Below are 26,785 nucleotides of genomic sequence, written 5' to 3'. Positions count from 1 at the left end.
CCCCCTCAAGCGGCGCGAAGCCCTGTCGCCGGCGCATGCGCAGCCGCGCAGGTGCGTAGGTGCGTAGGCGCGTAGGCGCATTCGCGCCGCCGCGGTGAAAAGCGGGCGTGCTCTTGTTTTCCCGCCTGTTTTTTGCGAAGTTCCGGGCCGCGCACGCGCGAGAAACACGGAGATCAGCATGGCCGGCATGGACACAGTACCGCGGGAGCTGCTGCAGGCTGCCTACAAGCGCAACCCCATTCACCTGCTCAAAATCCCGCTTCATTTCGGCATCTGGGCCGCGGTCACGTGGGTGCTGTACGCGACGCAGCACCACGCGCTCGCCCTCCCGATCGGGGTCGCCTGCTCGTGGTTGATCGCCAACCTCGTCCGCGGCCTCGGCGCCGTGGCGCACGACGCCGTCCACGGCAGCTGCTCGCGATCGAAGCTCACCTCGTACGTCATCGCCCTGCTCTGCTGGGCGCCGACCGGCATGAGCGTGACGCTGTACACGAACTACCACCTTCATCATCACAAGATCGCGAACACCTACCCTGACGTCGACAACTTCGTCGTCACGGATTACACGCGGAATCCCGTCCTCGCGAAGCTCCTGCTGCTCGCCGTCTACACGTTCGCCTATCCGCTCTACTTCCTCGGCTGCATGGCGCGGTACGTGAAGCGGCTGTCGCCGCTCCAGCGCGTCAAGATGAACGTGGAGCTCCTCGGCTTCTACGGGCTCATGGCCTTCTTCTTCTGGGTCATGCCGCTCCAGGTGTTCTTCTTCTTCTATGTCCTGCCGTTCATCTTCGGCGCCATCCTGGCCAGCGTGACCTCGATGATCGAGCACTACGAGATGCTCCCGGGGGAGGACGCCTACAGCTCTCGCACGTACGGGACGAGCGCGCGCGTCACGAACTTCCTCTGGAACAACGTCACGTACCACAACGAGCACCACAAGTTCCCGGGCATCCCGTTCTACAACCTGCGCAGCTTCCACGAGGCGGCGTATCCCTACTACGATGAGCGGGTGAAGTCCGCCTGCCACCCGTCGATCGTCGGGGTCGCCCTGGAGCTGTACGGCCGCATCCTGAAGCTCGAACTCGCGAAGCTCGACGAGCGGTACCGCGGCCTCAACAAGGACGACGAGCGGCGGAAGATGATGGCGCTGAACGGCATCCAGCCCGGCGCGACCGCCTGAAAAAAAATTGGAGAGATCCTTCCGCTCGCCGGACGGCTCCAATAGCAGCCGAAGGAAGGATCTACCTACCTCACGATGACCCGGATTGGCTGTGGTGGAGCGAGATAGCAGCGCAGGACCTCACGGGCCTCCTCTTGGCTGAGGTGCTGGAGTTTAATCTGCTGCAGCACTTCCTCATCGGAGGCGCCGGAGCGTGCAAGCACGAGTCCAAAAACATCGCGACGCGCCTCCGGCGCAAGAGGGCGCGACGAGCAGTACCTAACATAGGCCTGTGCCATCGCCTCCCAGATCGAGATCTCGCGCTCGGGGTTTGACTCGCGCTCGAAGTCGTCGAGCCACTTCTCGAGCGTGCTGTCGCCGAATTCACCAAAGATTTTTTGCAAGGCTTCGATGCGTGCGATTTGCTCAGGAGTAAGCGCGCTGCGGCGTCCCACATCAACGTTGATTTTTGCGGGGTCGATCCAGTGAACCGACGGCTTTGAGACCGGTGGCGCAGCGCTTTCAAACAGGGCGAGATAAGGGGAGAATGCGAAGCGCCTATTCCTCTTGAACCCAGTCATTTCTCGCAAGACACCGAGTTCACGCAGCCTGGCCATGTAGCCATTAGCGGTCACGTACGACACGTCCAGCTTCGTCGCAAGGGTAGCCGTCGTCAATACCGGATGTGCAAATAAAACATCGAGTGTACGCAGCAGGGCTGCTCCGGCCTTCCCTTCGCTCTTGAGCAACTCCTGAAAATGACCATACAGATCTAGAATCTTTCGAGAAGTTGCATGTGCCTCAGTCGCAACATCTCGTACGCCTCGCAAAAAGAAGGACAACCATTCTTTCCATGCACCGTGTGTTCGGACAGCCTGAAGGCGATCGTAGTACTCGATCCGGTTCTGCTTTAAAAAATGACTGAGATACAGAAGCGGCCGCGAGAGAACACCTCGGTTGCATAGGAGGAATGTGATCAATAGACGTCCAACGCGTCCGTTTCCGTCGAGAAACGGATGGATCGTCTCGAATTGCGCATGCGCGAGACCAGCATGAATTAAGGGCGGTAGCATCTCGTCATGGAGAAACCTCTCAAAATCGCCCATTATTTGGAATAGCTGGTGCGGCGGAGGCGGCACGAATGTTGCGGTAGTCAGAGTGCATCCAGCCGGTCCGATCCAATTCTGCGTTCGGCGAAATTCACCTGGCTCCAGGTGTTCACCGCGAACCCCCTGCATCAGACGACTGTGGATCTCTCGTATGAGACGCAGGGACAAGGGCAACGAAGTCTGCTCAAGGCCATAATTCATCGCCCCGACGTAGTTCACTACTTCGCGGACATCTCGCAGTTTGCCATCGTCGTGTTCGCCTGCCTCGAACTGAAGGACGTCGGTGAGGGAGGCCTGGGTCCCCTCGATTTGCGAGCTGAGGACGGCCTCCTGTTTGACATACATCGCGACAAAAAGATCAGGATTGGGCAGAATCCCTGTAATTCCATCGAGGCGGCCGAGCGCAACGTCTGCTGCGGAAAGGAGCCTGGCGAGCTCTCCTTCTATCGGGACGGGCGGATCAGGCGGAAGGGGTGTGGGTTCAAAGGCGACATATCCGGTGGGCTGCTGAACGAATCGGCCCGCTCTCATGGTTCGGGTTCCTTGCACAAGGGGGGCGAACGGCCCTCATGATAAAAGAAACGGCCAATTTCTTTAACATGCAGCGTCGCGCGGCGCCATAGTTAGGAAAGACGAACGATGTCAGCAGACTTCAGCCACTTCCGACGACCATCGCCGTACCCCTCGAGGTCGAGGCAGGCGGCGTTCCGTTACGCTTGGTCGGCATTTTGCTTCCGGATTCCTGTGCTACCCCGGCGCCACGAGCGGACTCAGCTGCACCGTCGTCGTCGGGCCCCCCACGACCTACACAGGTTGGGTCGCTGGAGCGGCATCAACGAGCAAGCCTAGCGGCGGAAGAGGATGGCGCTGAACGGCATCCAGCCCGGCGTGACGGCCTGAGCCGGACGAAGGCTCAGTCCGCGGCGAAGCAGTAGATACGGCCCGCGCCGCCCACCGCGACGAGCTGCTGCTGGCTGCAACCGGCGGGAGCGTGCACGGAGTTCCACGAGTTGTAGGGGGCCTGGCTGCTCATGTTCGGACCGAGGCCGTCGGAGTGCCCCACCTGCGGCCCGGGCGTGGCGGTGGACGACGTCCAGTCGTTGCACGTGTCGTCCAGGGCCGTGCCGTCCGCCGCCGAGCCCGTGAGGATGTCGTGCTCGATCGGCGTGGGAGAGCCCTGCCACTGGCCGTTGATGCGGTTGCCCTTGTGATCGACGAAGAGCTCCGGGTTGCCCCCGGGCAGCGCGTGCAGCGCCTCGACACTGGCGGCCACCGTGACGCCCTTGGCGTTGACCCAGGGCCCCTTGCCGATGCGATCGCGGGCATTCTGCGTGCTCGTGCTCAGGTACGCGCGCCACGTGCGACCGCCGGCGCCCACCTCGGCCGCGAGCGCCTGGCAGGTCGTGTCGGCGCCGTCGATCCCGCCGAGATCGCCGCCGCTGTCGCTCGGGGTGGACACGAAGAAGCCCAGCGTTGTGCCGCCCGGGTCCCCGCCGGCCCCGGTATCGGGCCCGCCGGCTGTCCCGGCGCCGCCCTCGCCTGCGCCGCCCGCTCCGCTCGTCGCGCCCGCCCCACCAGCGCCGCCTCCTCCGACGCCCGAGCTGCCCGACCCGCCGCTGCCCCCGGTACCGCCGCTCGCGGCGCTGCTTGTCGACGCGCCGCTGCCAGTCTGGTCATTGCTCGTACCGCTAGAATCGGATTCATCCGAGCAGGCCGTAGAGGTGACGAGGAATGCTGCGGAAAGGGCGAGGTAGATCTTGTGCACGGCAGAGCTCCTGAATGGGCGAATGGCGCGCACAATACCGACAGCTCGCCCCTTGCCGCAACTCTCGAGCGCGGAAATGCTGATAGGTTGGAGACAGCCCGAACGAGAAGGCAGCGCGGTAGACCTTGCGGCTGACCGATCGGGTCGACGTGCTCTCCCGTGCGACCATGGCGGGAAGAGGCGCCTTTCAGGTGCTGTGCCGCCCTGTTACGCTCGCGCTCATGGCGCGCACAGCCCCCGCCCCGAATATCCCCGCGATCCCCGGCATGAATCCCGGCGTGTTCATCATGGGCGGCGGCGGCAGCAGCGGCGGCGGCAATGGCAAGGGCGGCAAGGGGAGCGGCAAGGACCAGGGCGCCGACGGCTCCAACGGGGGCAACGGCGCCAGCGGAGGGGGGAAGTCGGCCTGCGGCGGCGCGGGCGGCGACGGCTCCGGCTGCCCGAACCACCACGGGTCGAAGAAGAGCGGGAAGGTGTCGAAGGGCGACCCGGTCGACGTCGCCACCGGCCGCGTGTTCACCGACCCCGTTGTCGACCTCGAGTTGCTCGGCCCCCTCGGCTTGCAGTTCGTGCGCCACTACAGCACGAGCGCCCACGAGCGCGACGTTGGCCTCGGCTTCGGCTGGGTGCACTCGTTCGCGTGGGCCGTCGAGGTGCGGCGCCAGACCACCGTGCTGTGGACCGACACGGGCGCAGAGCTCTCGTTCGACCCCATCGCCGAGGGGGACGCGGGCATCGGCCCCGACGGCTGGGTCCTGACCCGCGACGCCAGCGGGTTCGTGCTCGATGACGCCGCAGGCACGTTCTACCTGTTCTCCGAGCGCGACGGCTCGACATACCGCCTCTCCGCCGTGCGCGACGCCCATGGCAACACGACGCGGCTCACCTACCGCGAGGGACGTATCGAGTCGATCGCCGACGCCGCCGGCCGCGTCGTGCGCGTGCGGCGCACGCCCGGCGGCCGCATCGCCGCGCTCGAGGTCAAGAACGCGCCAGAGCGAGGGAGGTGGGTGACCCTCCGGAGCTATACCCACGACGAGCGCGGCGACCTCGTCGCTGACGCCGACGCCGAAGGCTGCGTCACCCGCTATACCTACGACGATCACCGGCTGACATCACGCACGGATCCCGAGGATCTCACCTTCCATTTCCGGTACGACGAGCGTGGCCGCTGCGTCGAGACGTGGGGCGATCACCCCGATCCGGCGCGCCTCGGCCTCGCGGAGGGCGTGCCCGATACGCTCGCCGACGGCACGAAGGCCCGGGGGATCTACCACTGCACGCTCGTCTACGGCGACGACGGGTACTCGGAGGTGGCGGACTCGATCACCGTGCACCGCTACTTCGCCAACGAGTTCGGCAAGCTGGACAAGGCCGTATCCGGCGGGGCCGTCTACTGCCGCACCTACGATGAGAACGGCAATCTGCGCTCGTTCACCAACCCGCTCGGCGCCACCACGACATGGGTCCGCGACGCCCGCGGGCGCACGCTCCGCGTGAGCGATCCGCTGGGGCGCACCACCGTCATCGAGCGCGAGCCGGACGGGCACATCCGCCGCGTCACCGATCCAGGCGGCGGCGTCACGGAGGTGACGCGCGCCGCGGGCGTCCTGTACTGGACCGACCCGATCGGCGCGACCTTCGAGGTACGCATCGAGGCGCGCGGGCTCATCACGGAGACCGTCGCGCCGAACGGCGCGCGCACGCGCTTCCTCCACGACGCGCAGGGCAACGAGATCCAGAAGATCGACGGGACGGGCGCCGTCACAGAGCACGTCTACGATTTCTGGGGACGCTGCCTGTCGGTGCGCGACGCGCTCGGGCACATCACGTCGTACGCCTACAACGACCGGGGCGATCGCATCGCCGTCCGCCACCCGGATGGGGGCGTGACCCGTTACGCCCACGATCGCAACGGGGACGTCGTGCGCGTCGACCACCCGGACGGCACCTCGACGCGCTTCGATCGGGGAGGCCTTCACAAGGTCTGCGCGATCCGCCGCCCGAACGGTGAGGTGAACCGGCTCGGCTACGACCGCGAGGGCCGCCTCGTGCAGGCCGAGAACGCGCGGGGAGACGTGTACCTCATGCGATATGACGCCGCGGGCCGCATGGTGTACGAGCGGACGTTCGCCGGGCTGGAGAAGCACTATCGGCACGACATGGCCGGACAGCTCCTCCTCGAGAAGACCGGCGCGGGCGAGATGACCGAGTTCGCCTACGACGCGGCCGGACAGCTGGTCCAGCGCACCCTGCCGGACGGGGCCACGGAGTCGTTCGAGTACGATCATTGCGGCCAGCTGATCGCCGCCGTCACGCCCACCGGGGAGCTCACGTTCACGCGCAACGCCGTGGGCTGGGTCGTGGAGGAGCGGCAGATCGCGTCGGGGGACGCGTTCTCTGTGCGGCGAACGTACGATCTCATGGGCAACGTGGTGCAGCGGACGACGTCGCTGGGCCACTCGGCCGCCTTCGCGCGGGACGCCTGCGGCCGGGCCACGCAGGTGGTGCTGGACGGGCGCACCGCGGTCGGGGTCGCGCACGACGCGCTCGGACGCGAGATCGCCCGCGCGCTGCCGGACGGAGGGCGCATCCAGGTCGTCTACGACACGCTCGGCCGCATGGCGCAGCGCTGGGTGGGCCACCCGGCGCAAGCGAGCGCGGGCGCCGGCCGGCCCGAGTGGGTCGGCCCTCGCCCGCCGGGGACGACGGTGTACCAGGCGTTCCGCTATGGGCCGTGCTCGGAGCTCGTCGAGTCGTGGGACGACGCGCTCGGCCGGAGGCTGTTCGAGCACGACCCCGCGGGCCAGCTCCTGGGGGTCCGCGACGAGCGGGGCCGGGGGCAGCGCTTTGCGTACGACGCCGCGGGCAACCTCCACGAGCCGGACGGCGAGCAGCGCACGTACGGCGCCGGGAACCGCCTGGTGCAGAAGGGTGGCACCACGTACGCATGGGACGAGTCGGGCAGGCTCACGAGCGCGCGCGACGCGGAGGGGCGGCTGACGCGGTACACATGGAACGCCCTCGGGCTGCTCGGCGCGGTCGAGAGGCCCGACGGGAAGGTGATCGAGCTCAGCTACGATCCGTTCGCGCGGCGCATCGGGAAGCGCACGTTCGAGCGAGCGCCCGACGGGAAGCGGCGCGAGCTGTCGAGCGTGCGCTTCGTGTGGGACGGCGGCGTGCTCGTCCACGAGATCAAGCGCGTGGCGCAGGTGGCGGGCGATCCCGTCGTGGAGGAGCGCACGTACTGCTTCGAGGAGGCCCGGTACGCCCCCTGGGCCCACCGCGACACGCGGGTGGCGGGCGGGCGGCGCGAGGAGAGCCCGTGGTTCCATTACCTGAACGACGACGTGGGCGCGCCCGAGCGCCTGGTCGGCCCAGCGGGCGAGGTGGTGTGCGAGCTCGACCGGTCCGCGTTCGGCGCGAAGGTGAAGGAGGGCGGGCGGACCACGACGCCGCTCCGCTTCCCGGGCCAGTACGAGGACGAGGAGACGGGGCTCGTCTACAACCGCTACCGCTACTTCGATCCCGCGCTCGGCCGGTACCTGAGCGCGGACCCGGCGGGGCTCGACGGCGGGTTCAACGGCTTCGACTACGCAGGCAACGCGCCGACGCGGTTCGTCGATCCGAGCGGGCTGATGCCGTTCTCGACCGTCCGGAACGCGGCCGGGAACAACCCGGAGGGCAAGGATTTCACCGATCCGAAGAACCGTCGCGGGGTGCCGGGCGATATCGAGGGCAAGAGCCAGGGAGAGCGCGGCGGGAAAACAGCGGAGGACCATCGCGAGAAGCACTACAAGGACCCCGCGATCACCGAGGCCGTCAAGAATGCGCAGAAGGCGCGCAATCCGAAGCAGACCGCGACGGGGGACACGACGTGCGCAGAGGTGGACGCGCTGCACAAGATGGCGAGCCAGATCCGCGCCGAAGGAAACGCCCAGCGAACCGCGAAGGGGAAACCCAAGATGACCAATGAGGAGGTGCGCGCCGAGCTTCAGAAGCGCTTCAGGAACGGCGCGACGATCGAGACCACGAACGAGGATGGTGAGGGTATGGCGCCCTGCCCCATGTGCGCCCAGATCTTCCGCGAACTCGGCCTCCACCCGGCGAACATCGGAGAGGACGCCAAGGGCGGCGTGATCGGCCCGAACAACAAGGATGAAACCAAGGTGAATAAGATGGGCCGGTGGGACGGGACCTGGACGCAGAGCAGCGAGCGCACGAAATCTCGGGAGAAGAACATCACCACGGCGCCCTCCTCGACGCCTCCGTTCGCCGGCACTTGACCCGCGAGATGACGATGTCCCCGCCCCATATCCTCGCCCCCGCACCCGTCGAGCGCGCCTTCCGTTGCGCCTGGAATGAAGGGTCGAGCGCTGCGCTCGACCCCGCGGAGCAAACCGCGCTGGCCGCGCTCAGCCGGTGGCTCGACGAGCCGGAGCTGCCCTATGCGATCTTGCATGGCTCGCGCGCGAGCCGGCGCGCGGTCGTGGCCGCCCACCTGGTCCGTGCACAGAACGAAGGTGTCGCCTACGGTGCGCAGCTCGTGCCAATCGGGCCTGATCTCAGGCTCGAGCGTGACATCCTCGCGCTGCTGGTCTCGCGGGTGCTCTCCGACTACGCAGGCGGCGAGCCTCGGCTGTTGCGTAGACAGATCGCGCAGGAACACCTGCGCGTCGGGCCGACCGAGAACGAACCCTCGCTGCTGCTCGCGATCACCGACGTCGAGGAGGCGGAGCCGCTCGTCGCCTGGCCGGCGCTGTTCTCCGCCGTTGGCCCCCGCGTCAAGGTGCTCGCCACCGTCGAGGGCGACGACGCCGCGGCCCGCGCGTGGATCCAGCGCCTCGGCTTCGATCCTGCGCGCACGCAGATCCATCCACTGCCGGTGCGGCCCTGGCCCACACCGGGCGATCCCGCGGAGCTCCTCGCGACCGCGGGCGCCGCATCAGCCAAGCTCCTCGGCCTGCTCTCCGTCGCCTACGGCCGGCTCCCCGAGGACGAGATCACTGCCGCCCTCGGGGCGCCCATCGAGGGCGCCCTCGCCGGGAGCGAGCCGCTCGTCACGGCCGTCGATGGCACCTACGCGTTCCGCTCGAACGCGGCCCGCCGCGAGGTCGAGGAGCGCCTCGTCCTCGGCGCGCGCGAGACGTCGACCCGCCAGCTCCTAGCGCTCCCGCCAGACGGCTATCCCTGCGCCTACGTGCGCGCGCACATGGAGCAGAGCGACGCACCGCTCCAGGCATTCGCCGCGCTGGTCACCGAGGAGCACCTCGCCCGCTGGATGGCTCGGCCCGAGGCCTACCTCGGCTTCGTCGCCGACCTCGAGCGCGTACGCCGTCGCGCCGTCGTGGTGCTTCCCATGGGTCGCGAGGCAACGGCCCTCGCCGTACGCGCGGCCCTCGTCGAGGCGAGCCTAAACTGGTGCGCCCGACGCAAGGACCATGATGCTCCCGTCGGCGTCGAGCCCATCAACCGGCAGAAACGGATCGCCGACGAGCGAGATCAGGCCAGGGCGCTCACCGCGCTCGGCGCGGCGATGACGGCCGGCCCGGCGCGCGCCGAGGTGCTCGCGTGGGCCGCGGACGCCGCACGGCGCATCCCGGAGACCGAATTCCGCGGGGATGTCCTCCTGAGCCTCGCCGAGTGCGCCGGGGCCGAGACGGGATACGCGTTCGCGCGGGAAGCGCTCGCCGCGTTTCGGACCACGGAGGACGCGGAGAAGCGAGCGCATCAGATGCTTGTCGCGACAGGGGCACTGCCTCCGGAGGAAGGGGTCGCGGTCGCGCGCGAGGCGCTCGCTAGCCTCCGCAACGGCGCCGGAGATCCTGGCGATATCGAGGCCTTCTCCAGACATTTCCCGCACGCCGTCGCCGAGGCGCTCTGGCCCGACGCGGAGGCGCTGCCTGGGCCGGCGCGGGCGCGAGCGCTCGCCGCGCTCGCGCGGGTCCTCGGCGATCCCGAGCGCGTACGCGCCGCCTTCGCCGCGGTGGAGCAGCACATCGAGCCGTACGACCTGAAAGAGCACTGGACGCTCGCGCGGCTTATACCGCACCTCGCCGCCCCGGAGGCCCGCCGTGCCGCGGCGCTCGCGCCCGGGTTCGGCGAGCACGCCGTCGAGCTCCTCGAGGGGCTGATCCCGCGCCTCAGGGCGCTGGGCGATCCCGCCGACGACCTGATCGAGGCGCTGCCGGCAGCGCCTCGCGTGCGGGCGCTGGCCCGGAGCCTCCCCTTCGCCACGGAGCCGGCGCGGCTGCTGGCGCGGATCGACGAGGCCATTCAGAAGGCCGAACCGCGCGACCGCTACGGGCTGCGGATGTTCGAGGTGGGGCCCTGGTTCGCGGCGAAGGGCGACAGCGACACGCTGCTCGCCGCGGTCGGGCCGCTCAGCGACGCTGGCCGTCTGGGCGCCTTCGGCTTCCTGGCGCGCCACGACCCCGTGCACGCGCCCGAGCTGGTGCGTCAGGCTCTCCCCCTGGCCCTGCGCTTCGGCGCCGACGAGCCGGACCGCCTGCTCGACCTGGTCCCGCTGGCCCGCCACTTCCCGCCCGAGGGCGCCGCCGCGGCGCTCGGCATCCTGCTCGACGCGCTCGCTGGCGACTTCCGCCACGCCGCGCTCGCGGGCGACGGTGTGACCCTCGTGCGGATCGCGCCCCTCATCGCGGCGCTCGCGGGCGACGAGGGCCTGGCCGGCGCGGCGCGCGAGGTGGTGCAGGTCGCAGCGTGGTTCCCCTGAGCGCCGCGGTGCTCGCGGGCTGCCGTCGTGGACTGCCGCCCGCCTGCCTTGGCAGCGCGCCGGCGGCATCCTCGGCGGCCAATGGCGCCCAGGCCTGGCACGGACCAGCTACCGCTTCTTCGTCGCCATCGCCTTCACGACCGCGTCGACCGCCGTGACCAGCGAGCGCCTGAAGGCGTGCAGCCGCTGCTCCGCCGCCGATCCCTTCGCGACCGGCTGGTTTGGCGCGAAGCTGAACCAGGACATCGACAGCCCGAGGAGGATGACGAACAGGTCCTCGGCGCACGGCTTCGGTGTCGCCCCGAGGTCGTAGGCCGCGGCGAGCTCCTGCACCTTGGCGGTCGCGACGTCGTGCTGCGCCTCGTCGGGCAGCTCGAGCTGCCTCCACATCATCATCCGCACGCTCTTCGGATTCTCGACCAGGTGATCGAAGACGCCTGCGACGAAGGCCGGCAGGTCCGACGGGTCGAAGGGCACGGCGTCGAACGCGATCTGGCACCGCTCCTCGAGCACGCTGCGGAACAGACCCTCCTTGGAGCCGAAATAGGCGTAGATGGCCTGCTTGTTCGCCGAGGCCCGCTCCGCGATGCGGTCCACGCGCGCCCCAGCCAGCCCTCGCTCGGCGAACTCGTCGAGCGCAGCGTCGAGGAGCCTCTTCTTTGTCGCCGCCGAATCGTAGCGCATGGGTGGATCCTTCATGGAGCACACGCCGTGGCGCGCGGCAAGCAGAGCGCACCGCCCCCTCGCCCAGTTGACACGGCCAAGGCCGCTCCCTAGATTTAAACCATCCAGTTGGTTTAACACAGATGCGCGCGCCGACGATGACGATGGCGCCGAGAGAGCCTGGGCCGGTACTTCTGAATCGGCCCGTTATCCATGAGATCTTCCCACAGGAGCTTCGGTGTAACGCATGAAGATTGCCATTGTCGGCGCCGGTAGGATTGGGAGCACCTTTGCCTTTCAGCTCGCGCGCGCGGGGCACGAGGTGACGGTGATCGCCCGCGGAGAGCGGCTGGAGCAGCTGCGGCGAGACGAGGCGATCGTGAGCGCCTCGGGCGAGCGCGCGGCGGTGCGCGTGACCGCCGCGCTCGACGCGACGGCGGCGTGGGATCTGGTGCTCGTGACGGTGCTCGCGCACCAGGTGGACGCGGTGCTGCCTGCGCTGGCCGAGAGCGCGGCGAAGGCCGTGATGTTCATGTTCAACACCTTCGAGCCGCTCGGCCGCCTCCGAGAGGCGGTGGGCCCGGCGCGCTTCGCCTTCGGCTTCCCCGCGATCCTGGCGACCCTCGAGGACGGCAAGCTGACGTCGAAGGTCGTCACCCGAGGCATGGTCACCCCGGTGACGGACGCGGGATGGGCGAAGGTCTTCACGGACGCCGGCATTCCCGCCGTCGTGCACCCCGACATGGAGAGCTGGCTGCGCACGCACGCGGCGCTCGCCGTGCCGGCGATGGTGGCTATCACCACGGCGCACGCGCGGAACGCAGGCGTGTCGTGGGCAGAGGCGATGCGCCTCGCGCGCGCCCTGGAGGAAGGGTTACGCGTGGTGCGCCACCTCGGAAACACCATCACGCCGGAGCCGATCGTGACGCTGAGCCGCCTGCCCACGCCGGCGGCGGCCGCGCTCCTGTGGGGGCTCAGCAGGGTCGACGCCGTCCGCAAGACGGGCGCCGTCGGGCCTGGCGAGCCGCGCGCGCTGATCGACGCGATGGCCGCCGCGGCGCCGGGTCAAACACCGACGCTGCTCGCCATCCGCCCCTGAAGAAGACAGCGCGCCCATCCACGAGGGCACGAGGCGCCCCGCCCTCGTGAAGACGCCCGGGATGTCGTCTGGCCAGGGCTAGGACGAGCTCTCGTCGACAGAGCCCAGCCCGTCGTCCGGCTCGCCGGCGCCTGCCTCTGCCCCGAGGCCGTGCCGCTCGATGAGCCGGCGAAGCTGCGTCCGGTGCATGCCGAGCGCCCGCGCCGCGGCCCGCACGTTGCCGCCTTGCTCGCGCAGCGCCGCCTCGATGCGGGCGCGCTCGCCGGCGTCGAGCGGGGGGGCGCGCGAGGGCAGCGCGCGGCGTGCCCGGGGCGCGGCAGGTGTGCTGTTCCGGACTTCGGCGGGCGGGGCGCCGGAGGGCGGGTCGGGCTCGAACAGGGCGCCGGCGCTCGCGCTGAGGTGCGCGGCTTCGATGCGCGAGGCCCCCTGCATGAGCGCGCCCTGGGCGGCGGCGCGCGCCTCGACCAGGAGCTCGCGCACGTTGCCCGGCCAGGGCCGCAGCAGGCACGCCTCGACAAGCGAGACGTGGAGCCCCAGCTCGGGCGCGATCTGCCGCACTTGCTGCTCGATCAAGAGGGCCATCTCCTCGAGGCGCCGCCGCAGGGGCGGCAGCTCGACGGCGGGGCGCCCCAGGCGAAAGTAGAGGTCTTCGCGCAGCCGCCCGCTCGCGACCTGCGCGCGCAGGTCGCGGTGGCTGGCCGAGCAGAAGGCAAAGTCGACCTTCTTCGGCCTGGACGCGCCGAGCGCGAGCACCTCGCGCGTCTCGAGCGCGCGCAAGAGCTTGGCCTGCACCTCGAGATCGAGCTCGCCGATCTCGTCGAGAAAGAGGGTGCCCCCCTCGGCCGCCTGGAGATACCCCTGCGCGTCCGCGTTGGCGCTCGAGTAGGTGCCGCGTTGCACGCCGAAGAGCAGGCGCTCGGCGATGCCCTGCGGGATGGACGCGCAGTTGACGGGCACGAAAGGCCCGGCGGCGCGCGGGCCTTGCTCGTGGAAGGCGCGGGCGACGCCCTCTTTGCCGGTGCCGCTCTCGCCGCGAATGTGCAGCGAGAGCCCGAGCTCGGCCGCGCGCGCCGCCTCGGCGAGCCGCAGCTGCATCGCCGGGCCTCGCACGAACCCCTCGCGCGCCACGACGCCCTGGCGTGCCAGGGGGCCGACGTCGGTCGAGGGCACGAAGAGCGAGTCGCCGAGGCGCACGACACACCTCGCCTCGCGCGGCGCCCCCGCCGGCAGCGGCTCCCCGTCGACGACGGTGCCGTTCTGGCTGCCGAGGTCCTCGACCCAGAAGCGCCGCCCATCGAAGCGGAAGCGGGCATGGCGCCGCGACATCCGAGGGTCCTTCGCCTCGCCGAGCACCGCCGAGCCGCGACCGAGCTCGAGCGCCTCGCCCTCGAAGGGCAGCGCTCTGGCCAGGGTCACCCCGGCGCCGAAGACGCGAACGAGGCCCGGCGCGGCGGCGGGCGCGCCGCTGCTCGAGGCGCGGTGCCCGCTCGGCTGCAGGGTCGATCCGTCGTCCGTCATCCCGCGGTCATTATAGGTGCCTGGCGCCGGCAGATGTGCCCATAGCGGTGTCCACAGCGGTGCCCGCGCCGGTGCCCGCGGCGGGGTCCTCCAAGGGTCGACACGCGGCGCAGCGGCCCGCGGCGGCGCACGCGGGCCTGCGCTGGATCAGGGCCGGCGACAGAGCGGCTGGCACGCGCCTCGCTAACCATCGCGAACGACCATCGCGCCCGCGGAGCACGCCGCGCGCGGCGGCACCGACTCCCGCGGTGCCCGGTCGACGCCACCACGCTGTGCCCCCCTGAGCCGGGGGGCGCGAGGCCATCCGCTGCCGACGCCGCGCCGCGCGCTGCGCGCGGGTGGCGCGAGCCCGCTCAGGAGGAACTCATGTCGAATCATGTCCCCACACGCACCCGCCGTAGCTCGGTCCTGTCTCCTCTCGTCCTGGGAGCGCTCGGCGCGCTCGCGGCCGGGTGCCTCGCCGACGCGGAGCCCGCGCCGGAAGCGCAGGACGAGACCGGCGCCGGCGAACAGCCGATCGTCAGCGTGGGCTCGCCGGTCGTCGGCCCCTCCACCACGAGCGCGACCCTGCCCGCGGCCGGCATGAGCGCGGTGCCGGCGAGCACGCCGATCACCGACACGAGCTCGAGCGCCATCCGCCTGGCGAGCTTCTCGAACGGAGCGGACCTCGCGGCCGGGCCGACGAGCGACCGCGCGAGCTGGCGCAACGCGGCCACGACCGACCCCTTCTCGGCGCCTCCGGCGCTCAGGACGCACCTCGACGAGGCGCTCGCGAGCGCGGACGCGAAGGTCGTCGCCGCGCTCGACGAGGCCGACGCCAGGGCGGTGCTGGCCGATTTCGCGGCGAGGTTCCCCGGGGGGCTCTCGGCCAGCGTGACGCAGGACTTCGACGGCTTCGCCGCGGCGCGCGCCCGCTGGCTGAAGCGATCGAGCGAGAAGGCGGGTACGTTCAATTACCCTGACCCGCGCCTGTTCAGCGAGGCGCGCCAGCGAGGCGCGCGCCTGTACTGCGCGGCCCGCGAGGTGCAACGCCAGCAGAGCGCGCGCCGCAAGCGGTCGATGGGCCGGAGGGCGCTCGCCGAGCTCAACCTCTTCGGCCGCACGGTGGACTTGCTCGTCATGGAGCCGACGGTGGTGCTCGACGGGCCCGAGCGCTTCACCGGCTCGGGCGTCAACGACGGCGCGCAGGCGTTCGTCGTGCCGATCCTCGCGGGGGGCAAGCTGACGCCGATCGGCAACATCGGTCTGCCGGGCTTCGGCGAGATGCGCGCGCCGCTCGCCTTCGTCAGCGCGGACGGCGAGGTGGTGAACGATGCGTCGCGCGACCTGACGACGGGCTTCTTCAACCGGCGCTTTCAGACCGTCACGCACGCCGACGCGGTGGTCTCGCGCCGGGCGGTCGTGCAGCCCGACCCCGTGAGGTTCCCGCTGTTCGATATCGGCGTCGTGCACGTGAATTTCGAGCTCAAGGCGCGCGCCGACATCGGCACGCTGGGCACGCCGAACGAGCGGCTGCTCGGCCACACCACGGGCACGCTGCCCTTCGGCCTGACGCCGCGGCCGACGGGCCCCCTCGGCTCGATCGTCACGCCCTTCCCGGTGTCGTGGGGCGACATGCCGATGATGCTCAACTCGGGCACGCCCGCCACGCCGACGCCGGTCGCGCCGGCGGCGGGCCTGCGCTGGTTCCTTCTGTCGCCCTCGGGGGCGGGCGACATGGGCCTGATGCCGGTGACGAACCCGATGCTCGCGCGCATGATTCAGGACGATGATCACACCTTCACGGTACGGCACAGCGCCGGCATGGAAGCGGTATTGACGGCGGGCGCCGGGCTCGACATCGGCATCTTCGCGATGTGGCTCGACGTCTCCGGCGGGCTCGGGGTCAACGGCGGCCAGGAGCAGGTGCTGCGCGATGCGGTCGTGCTCGAGAACCAGCAGCCCGTCGCGATGCTCTCGGTGACCCCGCGCGGCTTCGTGAACGCGACGTACTCGGCGGGCATCAAGCTGCACCTGCGCTTCGGGCCCTTCGGCTTCGACGTGCCCATCGTCAACACCCGCGGGACGCTGGCCGAGACGACGACGGGCGACTGGCCCGAGGCGAACCGCTTCCGCATGGGCACCGGCTCCGGCACGGGCGCTCCCTTGACGCAGCCGAACGTCCTGTCGCACCTGCCGCTCGACCCGGGAGGCGCCTTCTCGAGCTTCCCCGCCGGCAACGACGTCAATACCTGCCTCGCCGACACGGCGCCGAACCCGCCGACGCCGCCGCCTTGCGCGGCCGACGCGCCGAGCGGCACGCGCCCGGCGGTAAGCATCTGCCTGACGGGCCGGGCGGTCTCCGGCTTCCCCTACCCGTCGAACGTCTGCGCCGACCCGGCTTCGTACTCGAGCACCCTGCGCGCCAGCGGGTTCAGCGCGGCGCAGGCGAAGTGCGTCGAGTCCCAGCTCAGCCTCGTGTGCGCCCCTGTCTCGGCGCAGACCAGCCTGACGAGCGTGAATCACGTGACAAACATTCGCTTCAACCCCGACGGCAGCGTCGACACGAGCGCCATCGGCGCCGAGGCCGAGGCGGTGCGCGCGGCGATGCAGCAGTGCGAAGACGCCTTCGGCGCGGGCGCGGCTCGATCGCTCTTCGGCGTCGAGGCCTGCGACGACCACGGCAAGCCCTTCAGCCCGAACCAACCGCTCTTCAGCGTCACCGGCGGCAACACGACAATCCGCCCGCCGAGCTGCGAGTGAAGGCGGCGCCCGGGGCGGGAGGGCCGCACCCTGCCTCCCGCCCCGGGACGTCACGCGGGTTGTCAGGACACGGCGGCCCGCGTCCAGAGTGAGCTGCTGGCCCCGGGGTGGTGAGGGCTGCGAGCACGACCAGCGCGACGAGGAGGATGACCGATGATGAACGGAACCTGGCTAAGCGAGCGACGTGGGCGCGGCGTGAGGGCCGCCGGAGGCGTTTCGGGGGTGTGGCGCGTGCGTTCGATGCTGGCGCTCCTGGCGATGGGCGCGTGCGGCGCCTGCGCCCTGCCCGCGCCCGGGGATCCCGAAGACGCAGCGCCGTCAGCGCCGGACGCACCCCCGTCCGACGTCGAGGCGGACGGCACCGGTGAGCCCGCCGATGCGCCTCCGCCCGGCGCGGAGACGGGGGGCGTCGAGGGGGACGCGACGTACGAGCTCCCTGGTCTCGGGGCGCGGAGGCTCTATGACCCCACGAAGCGCCCTGGCAGCAATGGCCCGGGCATCTACGTGGGGGCGGCCAGCGATAGCACCTACTGCTTTCTCAGCGATCAAGGCGTCCCGGCCTTTTGCCCCGAGCGGTTCATCAACGGTCCGGGGGGCGTCAAGCTGGAGCTCCGCAGCGCGTCGAACCGCGCCGCGGTGTACTCGTCCGCCGTGAGCGCGTCGCGCGTGCTGCCCGGCGAGACGGCTTTTCGGCCGGTCGTGCTGCGAAGCGTGCGCGCCGCCGGGATGGATCTCGAGATCGAGTACGCGCTCGACGGCGTTGTGTACTCGCCCGTCCGGGGAGCAGCGCTGTCGTCGTTCAAGCTCGAGGTGGCCGGCCCCGGGGGCATGCCCTTCCGCTACGAGCTGATGATAGAGCCGCCGGGCCCGGCGCTGCTGACGCCGCCGCCGCCGAACCCGGAGCCGCGCTCCTGGTTCCGCCGGTACAGCGTCAAATACCGGGTGATCCCCGCCGAAGCCGACCCGAGCGCCTCGATGTGGCGCCGCCACTGCAGCGTGGGTGGCATCGACCTCCGGGCGTCGTTCGCGGGCGAGATCAAGGTCGACGGCCTCCTCGCCACCGTCGAGCGCGACGCGAGCGCGACAACGATGAGCTGTGAGACGGGGGCCATCGACGCGTGCCTCTCGTGGGGATATGCCCCCTGGAAGACCGAGAACACGAGCCCCGACCAGGGCCGGTACCTGTTCGGATCGTGCCTGCACGCGAAGCGCGCGGCCTACTTCGCCGGCCCCGCGGGCGGCGCAGAGCGCACGACCAGCTTCACGCTCCCGAGCACCCCGATCGTCGTGCGCGACGTGCGGGGCATCCTTCCGGGCGCCGATCCGGCGTACCTCGAGGCGGTCTGGAGCCCGGAGGGCGCGGTCTGCCTGAACGTGGAGAACCTGCGCATCTCCGAGTACCGCGACTACGTGAGCACGCTCCCCTCGCTGCCCGCGTGTACGGCCCCCTGGGCCAGCATCGGCGCGTTCGCCACGGGGCGCGTCGGGCCGCCCGGCCCCTCGACGCGGTGAGCAGGCCCGATGGCTACCATGTCTCGATGGCCCTCCTGCCGCCGGAGCCGCACCGGGCAAGTCATGCTGCCTGCGCGGGTTGAGCCGCCGGAAACCACAGGCGGAAGCTCGAGCCCTGGCCCGGCGTGCTCTCCACGGCGATGGTGCCGCCGTGCGCCTCCATCAGCCCCTTGACGATGTAGAGGCCCAGGCCGAGCCCCGTGTTCTTCTCGCGCGCCCGCGGGGCTTGAAAGAAGCGATCGAACAGCCTGCCCAGATCCGCCGCCGAGATGCCCGGGCCGCGATCCTCGACCGTCAGCGCCGCGCCTCCCCCCTCCGGACGGAGGGTCACGCGGATCGGCGAGCCGGCATCCGCGTACTTGGCGGCGTTGTCGAGAAGGTTCGTGAGGATCTGCGACACCCGGGCCGGATCGACGAAGACCTCGGGCACACGCCCCTCCACGTGGAGGGTCACCGGGTGCTGCCCGAGGGTCGGCTCGATTTCCGTGAGCAGCGCGCGCGTCGCCTCCTCCAGCGACACGCGCTGGCGCTCGAGCGAGAGCCGCCCGAGCTCGATGCGAGAGACGTCGAGCAGGTCCTGCGCCATGCGCGAGATCCGGCTGCCTATCCGGCGCAAACACTGGAGCTGCTGAACCGACACGACGACCGAAGCGCCCTCGCGTCTCGCGAGCAGCGCGTCCAGGAGCAGCGTCATGGCCGCGACGGGGTTGCGGAGATCGTGAGCGATGACGGCCGCGAACTCGCTCCTCAAGCGGTCCATCTCGCGATGGGCCTCCTGCGTGCGCGCGACTTGCTGAGCGTAGGCGATGGCCAGCGCCGACTGCGCGGCGAAGAGCCGGACCATACGCTCGTCCTCCTCCGTGAACTCGGCGCCACCGTCCTTGTCGCAGAGATAAAAGTTCCCGAACACCTTCTTCCCGATGAGCAGCGGGACGCCGAGGAAGGACGTCATCGCCGGGTGATGCGCGGGGAAGCCGACCGATCGCGGATCGGCGTGGATTTTCGCCACCCGCCTGGGTCGCGCGTCGCGGATGAGCGCACCCAGGAGCCCGCGGCCCTGGGGTAAGCTGCCGATGTGGTCGGCGACCTGCTCGGGGACGCCCACGTGGACGAAGTCGGAAAGGCCAGTGCCCTCGGCGTCGAGCACCCCCAGGGCGCCGTAACGGGCGCGGGTCAGCTCGCAGGCCTGCTCCACAAGGCGGCGCAGCAGCGCGTCCAGGGGCATGGCGGCCTCGATGTCCATGGCCACGTCGCGGAGCAAGCGCAGCCGGCGGGCCTCACGGCGCTCGGCTTCGCGCAGCCGCGCTTGCCGCAGCCCGAGCGCACAGGCGCCCGCCACGCCCCGGAGCAAGCGGCGCTCGATCGGGCTGAGCTTCCCCGGCTGCCGCCACGCGAGCCCTAGCACCCCGACACGCTCGCCCCCCGCGCTCAGGGGGAACGCCGCCATCGCGTGGAACCCGAGCTCGAGCAGGCGCAGGGTGCCGCGGAAGGCGCTCGCTGGCAGCTCCTCGATGCGCGCGACCTCCTGGATGTCGCCTGTCTCGGCTGCCAGCGCCATAACGCTGTTCGCCAGGTTCAGGTTGGAGTCTTGTACGAATGCCTCGGGGAGGCCGACCGAGGCCACCAGCCTGAGGCGTTCGCCGCGCTCGGTGGCGATGAGGATTACGGCGTCGGCGCGAACGGCGGCGGCCACCTCGTCGAGCAGCCCATGGGCCAGGGCCGAGGGCTCGTCCGCGCTGGGCAGCGCGGAGCCGATGCTGGCCACGAGGTCGGCGAGCCGGACCGCGAAGGGCTCATCGGCGACGTTCTCGAACGCCAGCAGCGCCTCGCCGGCCGACGCGCGGCAGCGCACCAGCAGCAGGAGGCGGCGATCGGTCCGTCGATCGTACCAGACCTCCTCGTCGCTGAAGGACTCGCCGCGAAGGGCGCGCCGCCACGGCGACTCGTTCTCGGCAAGGACCGCCTGGCTCCCGAGCCGGGATATCTCGAAGCGCTCCGACAGGCGTTCCGGCGTCGGTGATTCCATCTCCAGGAGCTCGCTCAGGGACGCGCTCGCCTGGACCTCACCCGTGCTGGCCAGCCTCATCACCGGCCAGGGGAGCAAGGACTCCACGATCATGCAGAAGCTCTTGGGACGCCCGAGGGCGACCGTCGAGGTCACCCCGGCCGCAAGCGCCGGGCGCATCGAGATCGATAACGTGAGGTCGAGCGGCGGCTCCGCCGGGTCGCGCCCGATCTCGATCGCCTTCTGCTCCGAGTCCTGCGGGTCGAGCCCGCGCGCGAGGTCGCACGAGGCCCAGTCGTTGTAGAGATCGCCGAGGTTCCACCGGGGGATTCGGCTGGCGAGGACGGAACCTCAGGACCGACTGCCGAGCGCGGCGGCGGCGCCGCCCGCCCGGTCAGGGGTCGCCCCAGGGAGGGATGTCATTTCCCCAGGATGCAAAGGTTTCGACCCTGAGATTCGTGCGCTGGACGTCCGTGCAACCATCCGAGTAGGCGCAGTAGAGTGTGCGCGCGCCGACCCGAACCTTGTACTTCCCATCGACCCTCGGCCGAGTGCCGATGAGATCGCTGACACAAGCGCCGGAGCTCCACACCCCACTTTCTTGAGTGGTGGTGATGGTGGGGCTGCTGGTGCTGGTATCCCAGACATAGTAGCCCGTCAGGAGGTGGGTACGCTCGCAGTCCGTCTGGTTCGTGATGTCTCCCAAGGTCGTGCCGCCGTGGAGCCTGGTACGTATCGTCATACCGACGATGGCACTGAAAGGGGGCAAATTCGTGTACTCCACGAGGTACTGCAAAGGACAAGTGGGACCTGGGTTGTAAGTCCAGTCCGGGCTCTGCTGCACCCCGCGGGTCGAATTGATGTTCCCATTCGCGGGAGCCATGCCTGTCATGCTGATCGTCCCGCATCCAACCTCGCCGAGGGCCTGCTGAGCCTGGCCGAGCTCATCGTCGGCGAGGTCCGACTTGTACGATTCCCCCTCGATGCAGCCGGCGGCAAGCGCAGACATCGTCGCCGTGATCAACAAAAACAAATGCTTCATGCGTTTTCCCAACGATTGGTTTGATGTTGAAGTTGTGGCGACGGCTCTCCCCGGGAGACGGGCCCCGCGCCGCGCATTGCATGGGCTGTGCCGAGCCCGAGATGCCGGAGCGTCGCCCATGGGCCGCCACGCCGCGGCCGGCGAGTCGCCGTCGCAGAGCGCACCCACACGGGCAAATTGAGCCGAGGAGCCTACTTTACCGGGCAGTTGCACCAGCGCACCACCGGCTACGGCGAGGAGCGAGTCGCGCTGCGCCACACCGGAGCCGTGACATGTCACGCTGGAGCGGAGGCACGTCACGTGACATGTCTCGTGACATGTCACGGGGGGTTGATGCCCAGCACCAATCCAAAGATGGCCCCAGCGAAACAGGTCCTTGGGTAGCAGCGGGGCGATGAGAGATGTCGAAGCCGAGGAGGGCACACGCGAGGGGTAGTCGCGCCGGCTGGACCGGGGGGCGCGGGGCGCCACGGACTCGAGCGCCCTCCGGCCTCGTACCGTGCTCGCTCGTGAATATCTCGGAGCTCCGCGGCAACGAAGCCGACGCGGGGACGACGTCCCCAGTACACGCGCTGTGCTGGGCGCGACGCGCTGCAGCTCGAAGCTGACCGCGGCGCGCCCCTGCGGCACCCGTCGGAAGGACCATCGCGATGCCCGGCCTACGTCTCCTCTTGTGTGCTCTGGTCTGGCCCCTCCTCCTGCTCCCCGCGCGCGCCGCGTGGGCCGCGATAACGGTGAGCATCATGGATCCTGCGGCGGACTCGGTGCCGTTCAGCCCGATGCTCGTGCGGGCACGCATCACGTCGACCGACGCGCTCACCGGCGTGGCCGCGCAGATCGACGCGAGCTCCTTCGATCTCACGGCCGCGGGCAATGACGTGTTCTCAGCGCTCGTGCAGGTCGACGCGCTCGCCTTCGGTCCCCACACGCTCACGGTCACCGCGACCGACGTCACCAGCGCGAGCGCGTCAATCTCCAGGGAGCCGCGTCAGCTCGTGCAGGGACGAGATCGCCTCGAATCCCAGCCGCCGGTACATCTCCTTCGGCCAGTCGTCCGCGGTGGCATTGAGAAAGAGGACCCGGTGGCCGCTCTGCTGAGCGGCCTCGATCGCCGTCCGCACCACGGCCCGCGCGTAGCCCCGTCCGCGGTGCTCCTCCAGCGTCGCCACCTCCTCGATCTGCGCCACCGCGCCGCCCTCGTAGAGGTCGCAGGAGCTCACGACGCGCCCATCCACGATGACGCCGAAGTGGCGCAGGCGCGCCGCCCGGCGCACGAGGAGGTTGCGGTCGACGAGCTGCCGCACCACCTCGGCGCCCTTCCCCTGTTTGAGGCGCCGCACCGTCTCCTCGACCATCGGGCGAACGGTGCTCCAGTCGAGCTCGCGGACGAGCTGCGCGCCGGCGCGCCCATCAGGCAGCGCGCGGTGCACCATGACCAGGTCCCGCCGCGCGACCCAGCCCATGGCCACGAAGTCGGGGGCCAGCCGGAGACCGGTGCGCTCGTCCTCGATGGTGATGCTGCGGTGCGCGTGCCCCGCGGCGCCGAGGAGGTCGTCGCAGATCGCGGCGAGCTCCGCCGCCCGCACCTCGCCCCCCGCCTCCTCCAGCCGAAGCCGGTTGTGGCTGAACGAGAGGCGGAATTCATCGTTGAACAGCGCGGTTCCGCCCGGGAACCGCTCGAGGCGGGTGGAGGCCCGGTCCTGGAGCGTCCGACGGAATGAAATCACCTGTGCGAGCTCGGTGGTCATGTCCAAGGAGCTCGTGGCACATCCATGAGCGCGCGCGAACGCCCAACTGCACGCGGTGTTCTTGCTGCGGACAGCGCGTTGCCGAGCGCCCGTCGCGCGCGGCTTCTCCAGGAGAATGCGGATCGCGTAAGAGCCTCTATGCCAACCAGCGCGTGCAGCGTGGCTGTACCGTGGGACGAGCGCCACGAGGAGATTGACTTTCGGATCGCGATTGGATCTCCTAGCGCGACAAACGGGCTGGTTTCAACGTGTTCGGTGTTCTAGCGCCTGTGTCGCCGCGATCAGAGAGGAATTCATCATGAATGCGCGTTATGCGATCGGACTCATCGTCATAAATTTCGGTTGCGCGGAGACGACCCCGAGCGCCTCGAGCCCGCCGCCGAGCGCACCGCTCGCGAGCGCCGGAGCTCCCGCGCCCGTTGCGCCCGCGCCGTCGGCGCCGGCACCTTCGCAAACGACGCCGGCGACCGAGCCCGCGGCGACGGCGGGCGTCCCCAAGCTGGCGCCCCCCGAGACGCCCGATGCCATCAAAGCGCCGAGCACGGCCAATCTCGTCTTGAAGGCGAGCGCCAAGGGCTCTCAGATCTACGTGTGCGGCAAGAAGAAGGAGCCCAAGGCGAAATTCGAATGGACGCTCAAAGCCCCGGACGCGACGCTCTCGGACGAGTCAGGAAAACCGCTGGGCAAACACTACGGCGGCCCCACGTGGGAAGCGGCCGACGGCAGCAAGATCGTCGGCGCCATGAAGGCCAATGCAGACGCTCCCGACACCACCGCGATCCCCTGGCTGCTCCTGGAAACCAAGTCGGCCGAGGGGCAAGGCGTGCTCAGCCACGTCGCGTGGGTTCAGCGCGTTCAGACCGTGGGCGGCAAAGCTCCGGCGGACGGCTGCGACAAGGCGCACGATGGCGCCGAGGCGCGCATCGACTACAGCGCGACCTACTACTTCTATGCGAACCCGTGAGCTCGCTCGATCCCTGATCGTGTTCGGCGTACCGGGCGAGATGCCGTAAACCCCACCACCGCCTCTCACCAACCGTGGGAGCGCGTGAGCTGGTGGCTGAAGAGCGTCGCGAGGGCGAGAAAGCCGCAGAGACCGAAGTAGCGAATGGCCCAGGTCTTTCGGTCGTCGGCCGTAACAGCTTCGAGATCGTCGTTGTTTCGGCTGAAGGCCCCTCGCAAGCTGAGCGCGGCGATCACGATCAGCTGAGGGGTCGGGCTCGCGACGCAGAGCAAAGCCATGAGCACCGCGCCGATGATCCAGGCGCGCCGTGAGAGCACGCGGGCGATGCGACCGCCGTCGAGGAACCCCAGCGGCACAAGGTTGAACAGGTTCAGGAAGAACCCCGTGTAAGCCAGCGCGAGGAGGAAAGGACTTCCGAGCGCCAGGCCCAGCCCCGCTGCCGCGAGCGCGGCTGCGGTCCCCGCGACGGGACCCGCGTAGGCGATGTCGGCTTCGATCCGCGGATGTTCGGGTTGCGCCTTCATCGCGATCATCGCGCCGAAGAACGGGATGAACACGGGCCAGCCCGCGGGGATGCCGGCCCGTTTCATCGCAACGCCGTGCCCGAGCTCGTGAATCAAAATCATGAGCACGAGCCCCACGGCGAACGCCACGCCTCCGTTCAGCGCGTAGGCCAACACCGACGCCCCGAGGGTCCCGCCCGTCAGCAACAGCTTGCCGAAGGGCAACGTCTTGGCGATGACCAGCAGGCTCTTGCCCTTCGCGAGGAGCGCGAGCCCAGCCGCGACCGCGCCCGTTCGAAGGAGCCCGGTGCTCCGGGAGGCAGGTGCCAACGCAGCAGCAGCGCCGGCGTTCGCCGGCGCCGGCTCGCTGCCCTTCACCGGATCATGCCTCGGTGCCGGCATCTTTCTTCCTGTTCAACAGGCGCTTCAGCAAGGCTCCGAGCGCGAGCACGCCAACCACGACGAACTTCTTGCCGGCCGCCAGCGCCACGATGATCACCTTGAAGAACTTGGCGAAGAGCCCGATCTTGGCCGCCTTGAGCAGCCCGAAGCCGGCCCCGCCCAGCACGAGCCCGGTGAGCCCGTATTCGGCGACCTTGTCCGTGGAATCGTTGAAGTCCTCGTAGCGCTTGCCGGCGCCGAAGCCGGTCTTCGACAAGAGGAGCGCGCCAGCCGGTTTGTGTCGCGCGAGCTGCTCCTTGTCGGTGACGAGGTTGAGCGACAGATAGCCCATTCGGCCGAGCACGCGCGTATTGTAGTTGATCGAAGCACCCTCGGGGCTCTGGACGATGAGCCCCCAGATCAATTGATGCTTGGCTTGATCGTAGCGCGGCAGCTCATCCCAGCCGCCCGCGTGGAGCGGAGGGAACCCGCGCTTCTTCCGCTCGGCGTTGTACTCCTCTTCCCCCTCTCGGATCGACTCCAGGAGCTCCTCGGCGTCGAGCTTTTCGTCGTCCTTGATGTAGCCGGACTCCTCGTAGCGCAGCGTGACCAGGTACTCGTTCGCCTCGTCGGTCGAGACGATCAGCCCGACCAGATCCTCGACATTGAGGTTGCCCATCCTCTGCATGATCTGGCCAGCGTGAGGCGGGGCGAGAAACGCGAAGCCCTCGGGCAGGTCGATGGCCGCACCGTGCCCGAGATCGATGTTTCGAGGTCCCGGTTGCCAGGGCAGCTCTTGCGCCGGCGCGGCCGGCTCGGCGGGGACCGGAGCGGCCGCCGAATCGGCAGCTGCAGGGTCGACGCCCTGCGAGCCCGTGCCCTCTGCCAGCGCGGGGTGCGCGCCGGTCATCACCATTGCGAACCCGAAGAATACTGCCAAGACCCACCATCGCCTGCGCATGTCGTCTGACTCCCGCCCGACCTTGGGCAGCCCCATAGGTCTCATACTTTGGGCTGCAAAGCAACGGCCCGGTCCGTTCGCCCGGCGGCGTTTCGACGGACCAGGATTGAAGGGGGACACCGATCGCGGCTCATGAGCACCCCGGCAGCGCCGCGCCGGCGTGGCGCGCACCGGTATCGTCTCCGGCGATCTCGGACCAACCGCTCACCGAGCCGCCCCGGGAGGCCCGACGGCGACCGCAGGCCTATCAGCCTCGGCAATGTACGACAGCGTGGCCGTCCGCATCCGTGTTGCAGGTGACGGGTTCCCCGCACGCGTCCTGATCGTCCACGACGCAGGAGCATTCGTCGGCGCCGCCGCAGGGCACGGGGAGCGGCTGACACCCGAACGTCACGACGCCCGGATGCGTCAACTCATAGTCGACTTTCTTGCAGTAGGATTTGCCAATTTCGCAGAACGTGAACCCGCACGCGAACGTGCCCGCCGGCGGCGTGCACGCGCCGTTCGCTGCGATGTCGACGCGCCCCAGCTGCGGGCAGTCCTGGCGCTGGACGGTGCCGTCGCACGAGCAGACCTGCTTCTCCACGTAGCCGCACTCGATCGGGACCGGGGTGCACGCGCCCTCGGCCTGGCCCTGGCCACACTGGTAGTCGGCGAAGTGGCAATACTCGCCCGCGGCGCAGTCCGCGCTCTGTGTGCACGCGGCGGCGGCAGCGCCGCCGCCACCGGCGCCGCCGCCGCCCCCGTCGCCGCTGTCATCGCCGCTCTGGCAGCCTGGAAGGATCGCGAGGCCAAGGAGCAACGCGAAGAGGGAGGTCGTGGATAAGGTTCGGAGAGAGTTGTGCATGCAGCTGTGCCATAGCAAGCAGCGCACCAGCTTT

18 protein-coding genes are annotated in these 26,785 nt (G+C 69.7%); 8 read left to right on the top strand and 10 right to left on the bottom strand.

Annotated features, from left to right (window positions below):
- The first annotated feature begins 187 nt into the window (after positions 1-187).
- Positions 188-1,180 (top strand): fatty acid desaturase family protein, encoded by a 993-nt coding sequence (locus WME90_RS47855; protein ID WP_437278802.1) that lies wholly within the window; start codon positions 188-190, stop codon positions 1,178-1,180.
- A gap of 65 nt (positions 1,181-1,245) precedes the next feature.
- Here the strand turns inward: WME90_RS47855 and WME90_RS47850 are convergent, their stop codons facing one another.
- Together WME90_RS47850 and WME90_RS47845 are read right to left on the bottom strand one after the other, a co-directional pair.
- A complete protein-coding gene (locus WME90_RS47850) occupies positions 1,246-2,799 on the bottom strand; it encodes a Fic family protein (RefSeq protein ID WP_437278801.1) in 1,554 nt (517 codons plus the stop codon).
- 382 nt (positions 2,800-3,181) lie between these two features.
- Complete coding sequence (locus tag WME90_RS47845; protein WP_437278800.1) at positions 3,182-4,033, bottom strand: hypothetical protein; 852 nt, start codon at positions 4,031-4,033, stop codon at positions 3,182-3,184.
- A gap of 221 nt (positions 4,034-4,254) precedes the next feature.
- Between WME90_RS47845 and WME90_RS47840 the strand changes: the two genes are divergently transcribed.
- Entirely contained in the window at positions 4,255-8,319 is a 4,065-nt protein-coding gene (locus WME90_RS47840; protein ID WP_437278799.1) for an RHS repeat-associated core domain-containing protein, read from the top strand.
- Positions 8,220-10,766 carry a hypothetical protein gene (locus WME90_RS47835; protein WP_437278798.1) on the top strand — a complete coding sequence of 849 codons (2,547 nt, stop codon included), beginning with the start codon at positions 8,220-8,222 and terminating at the stop codon, positions 10,764-10,766. The genes WME90_RS47840 and WME90_RS47835 overlap by 100 nt, the downstream gene beginning before the upstream one ends.
- A 108-nt stretch (positions 10,767-10,874) precedes the next feature.
- Here WME90_RS47835 and WME90_RS47830 read toward each other — a convergent pair whose 3' ends face one another.
- On the bottom strand, positions 10,875-11,450 hold the full coding sequence (locus WME90_RS47830; RefSeq protein ID WP_437278797.1) for a TetR family transcriptional regulator: 576 nt from the start codon (positions 11,448-11,450) through the stop codon (positions 10,875-10,877).
- Positions 11,451-11,676: 226 nt separating this feature from the next.
- Here WME90_RS47830 and WME90_RS47825 point away from each other — a divergent pair, with 226 nt between their 5' ends.
- Positions 11,677-12,528 (top strand): ketopantoate reductase family protein, encoded by an 852-nt coding sequence (locus WME90_RS47825; protein ID WP_437278796.1) that lies wholly within the window; start codon positions 11,677-11,679, stop codon positions 12,526-12,528.
- 78 nt (positions 12,529-12,606) lie between these two features.
- Here WME90_RS47825 and WME90_RS47820 read toward each other — a convergent pair whose 3' ends face one another.
- The gene (locus WME90_RS47820) at positions 12,607-14,046 is read right to left on the bottom strand and encodes a sigma 54-interacting transcriptional regulator (protein ID WP_437278795.1); all 1,440 of its coding nucleotides are present in this window, start codon (positions 14,044-14,046) and stop codon (positions 12,607-12,609) included.
- Positions 14,047-14,412: 366 nt separating this feature from the next.
- Here WME90_RS47820 and WME90_RS47815 point away from each other — a divergent pair, with 366 nt between their 5' ends.
- Complete coding sequence (locus tag WME90_RS47815) at positions 14,413-16,788, top strand: hypothetical protein (RefSeq protein WP_437278794.1); 2,376 nt, start codon at positions 14,413-14,415, stop codon at positions 16,786-16,788.
- A gap of 240 nt (positions 16,789-17,028) precedes the next feature.
- On the top strand, positions 17,029-18,300 hold the full coding sequence (locus WME90_RS47810; protein ID WP_437283757.1) for an ADYC domain-containing protein: 1,272 nt from the start codon (positions 17,029-17,031) through the stop codon (positions 18,298-18,300).
- 61 nt (positions 18,301-18,361) lie between these two features.
- Here the strand turns inward: WME90_RS47810 and WME90_RS47805 are convergent, their stop codons facing one another.
- Positions 18,362-20,419 (bottom strand): GAF domain-containing protein, encoded by a 2,058-nt coding sequence (locus WME90_RS47805; protein ID WP_437278793.1) that lies wholly within the window; start codon positions 20,417-20,419, stop codon positions 18,362-18,364.
- Here WME90_RS47805 and WME90_RS47800 point away from each other — a divergent pair.
- The gene (locus WME90_RS47800; RefSeq protein ID WP_437278792.1) at positions 20,418-20,609 is read left to right on the top strand and encodes a hypothetical protein; all 192 of its coding nucleotides are present in this window, start codon (positions 20,418-20,420) and stop codon (positions 20,607-20,609) included. The genes WME90_RS47805 and WME90_RS47800 overlap by 2 nt on opposite strands.
- A 90-nt stretch (positions 20,610-20,699) precedes the next feature.
- On the opposite strand, the gene WME90_RS47795 is transcribed toward WME90_RS47800, so the two are convergent.
- Positions 20,700-21,347, bottom strand: a complete 648-nt coding sequence (locus tag WME90_RS47795) for a hypothetical protein (RefSeq protein WP_437278791.1) — start codon at positions 21,345-21,347, stop codon at positions 20,700-20,702.
- A gap of 968 nt (positions 21,348-22,315) precedes the next feature.
- A complete protein-coding gene (locus tag WME90_RS47790) occupies positions 22,316-23,095 on the bottom strand; it encodes a GNAT family N-acetyltransferase (RefSeq protein ID WP_437278790.1) in 780 nt (259 codons plus the stop codon).
- A gap of 298 nt (positions 23,096-23,393) precedes the next feature.
- On the opposite strand from WME90_RS47790, the gene WME90_RS47785 reads away from it, so the two are divergent.
- The gene (locus WME90_RS47785; protein ID WP_437278789.1) at positions 23,394-24,059 is read left to right on the top strand and encodes a DUF3455 domain-containing protein; all 666 of its coding nucleotides are present in this window, start codon (positions 23,394-23,396) and stop codon (positions 24,057-24,059) included.
- Between the two features lie 65 nt (positions 24,060-24,124).
- Here the strand turns inward: WME90_RS47785 and WME90_RS47780 are convergent, their stop codons facing one another.
- The 3 genes from WME90_RS47780 to WME90_RS47770 all read right to left on the bottom strand — a co-directional run bounded on the left by WME90_RS47780 (position 24,125) and on the right by WME90_RS47770 (position 26,751).
- Positions 24,125-24,787 (bottom strand): site-2 protease family protein, encoded by a 663-nt coding sequence (locus WME90_RS47780; RefSeq protein ID WP_437278788.1) that lies wholly within the window; start codon positions 24,785-24,787, stop codon positions 24,125-24,127.
- Between the two features lie 157 nt (positions 24,788-24,944).
- A complete protein-coding gene (locus WME90_RS47775; RefSeq protein WP_437278787.1) occupies positions 24,945-26,024 on the bottom strand; it encodes a DUF2167 domain-containing protein in 1,080 nt (359 codons plus the stop codon).
- Positions 26,025-26,151: 127 nt separating this feature from the next.
- On the bottom strand, positions 26,152-26,751 hold the full coding sequence (locus tag WME90_RS47770; protein WP_437278786.1) for a hypothetical protein: 600 nt from the start codon (positions 26,749-26,751) through the stop codon (positions 26,152-26,154).
- Between the last annotated feature and the right edge of the window lie 34 nt (positions 26,752-26,785).

The organism is Sorangium sp. So ce375, assembly GCF_051473855.1.
Classification (GTDB): Bacteria; Myxococcota_A; Polyangia; order Polyangiales; family Polyangiaceae; genus Sorangium.
The sequence above is the reverse complement of the archived record's forward strand: the minus strand, read 5'-3'. Positions and strand labels throughout refer to the sequence as shown.

Bases quoted from the DNA above. Each gene is read 5' to 3' on its own strand.
- WME90_RS47770 (WP_437278786.1), bottom strand. From the start codon at position 26,751: ATGCACAACTCTCTCCGAACCTTATCCACGACCTCCCTCTTCGCGTTG.
- WME90_RS47850 (WP_437278801.1), bottom strand. From the start codon at position 2,799: ATGAGAGCGGGCCGATTCGTTCAGCAGCCCACCGGATATGTCGCCTTT.
- WME90_RS47790 (WP_437278790.1), bottom strand. From the start codon at position 23,095: ATGACCACCGAGCTCGCACAGGTGATTTCATTCCGTCGGACGCTCCAG.
- WME90_RS47815 (WP_437278794.1), top strand. From the start codon at position 14,413: ATGTCGAATCATGTCCCCACACGCACCCGCCGTAGCTCGGTCCTGTCT.
- WME90_RS47855 (WP_437278802.1), top strand. From the start codon at position 188: ATGGACACAGTACCGCGGGAGCTGCTGCAGGCTGCCTACAAGCGCAAC.
- WME90_RS47820 (WP_437278795.1), bottom strand. From the start codon at position 14,046: ATGACGGACGACGGATCGACCCTGCAGCCGAGCGGGCACCGCGCCTCG.
- WME90_RS47800 (WP_437278792.1), top strand. From the start codon at position 20,418: ATGCAGAAGCTCTTGGGACGCCCGAGGGCGACCGTCGAGGTCACCCCG.
- WME90_RS47825 (WP_437278796.1), top strand. From the start codon at position 11,677: ATGAAGATTGCCATTGTCGGCGCCGGTAGGATTGGGAGCACCTTTGCC.
- WME90_RS47830 (WP_437278797.1), bottom strand. From the start codon at position 11,450: ATGCGCTACGATTCGGCGGCGACAAAGAAGAGGCTCCTCGACGCTGCG.
- WME90_RS47805 (WP_437278793.1), bottom strand. From the start codon at position 20,419: ATGATCGTGGAGTCCTTGCTCCCCTGGCCGGTGATGAGGCTGGCCAGC.
- WME90_RS47840 (WP_437278799.1), top strand. From the start codon at position 4,255: ATGGCGCGCACAGCCCCCGCCCCGAATATCCCCGCGATCCCCGGCATG.
- WME90_RS47785 (WP_437278789.1), top strand. From the start codon at position 23,394: ATGAATGCGCGTTATGCGATCGGACTCATCGTCATAAATTTCGGTTGC.
- WME90_RS47810 (WP_437283757.1), top strand. From the start codon at position 17,029: ATGCTGGCGCTCCTGGCGATGGGCGCGTGCGGCGCCTGCGCCCTGCCC.
- WME90_RS47795 (WP_437278791.1), bottom strand. From the start codon at position 21,347: ATGAAGCATTTGTTTTTGTTGATCACGGCGACGATGTCTGCGCTTGCC.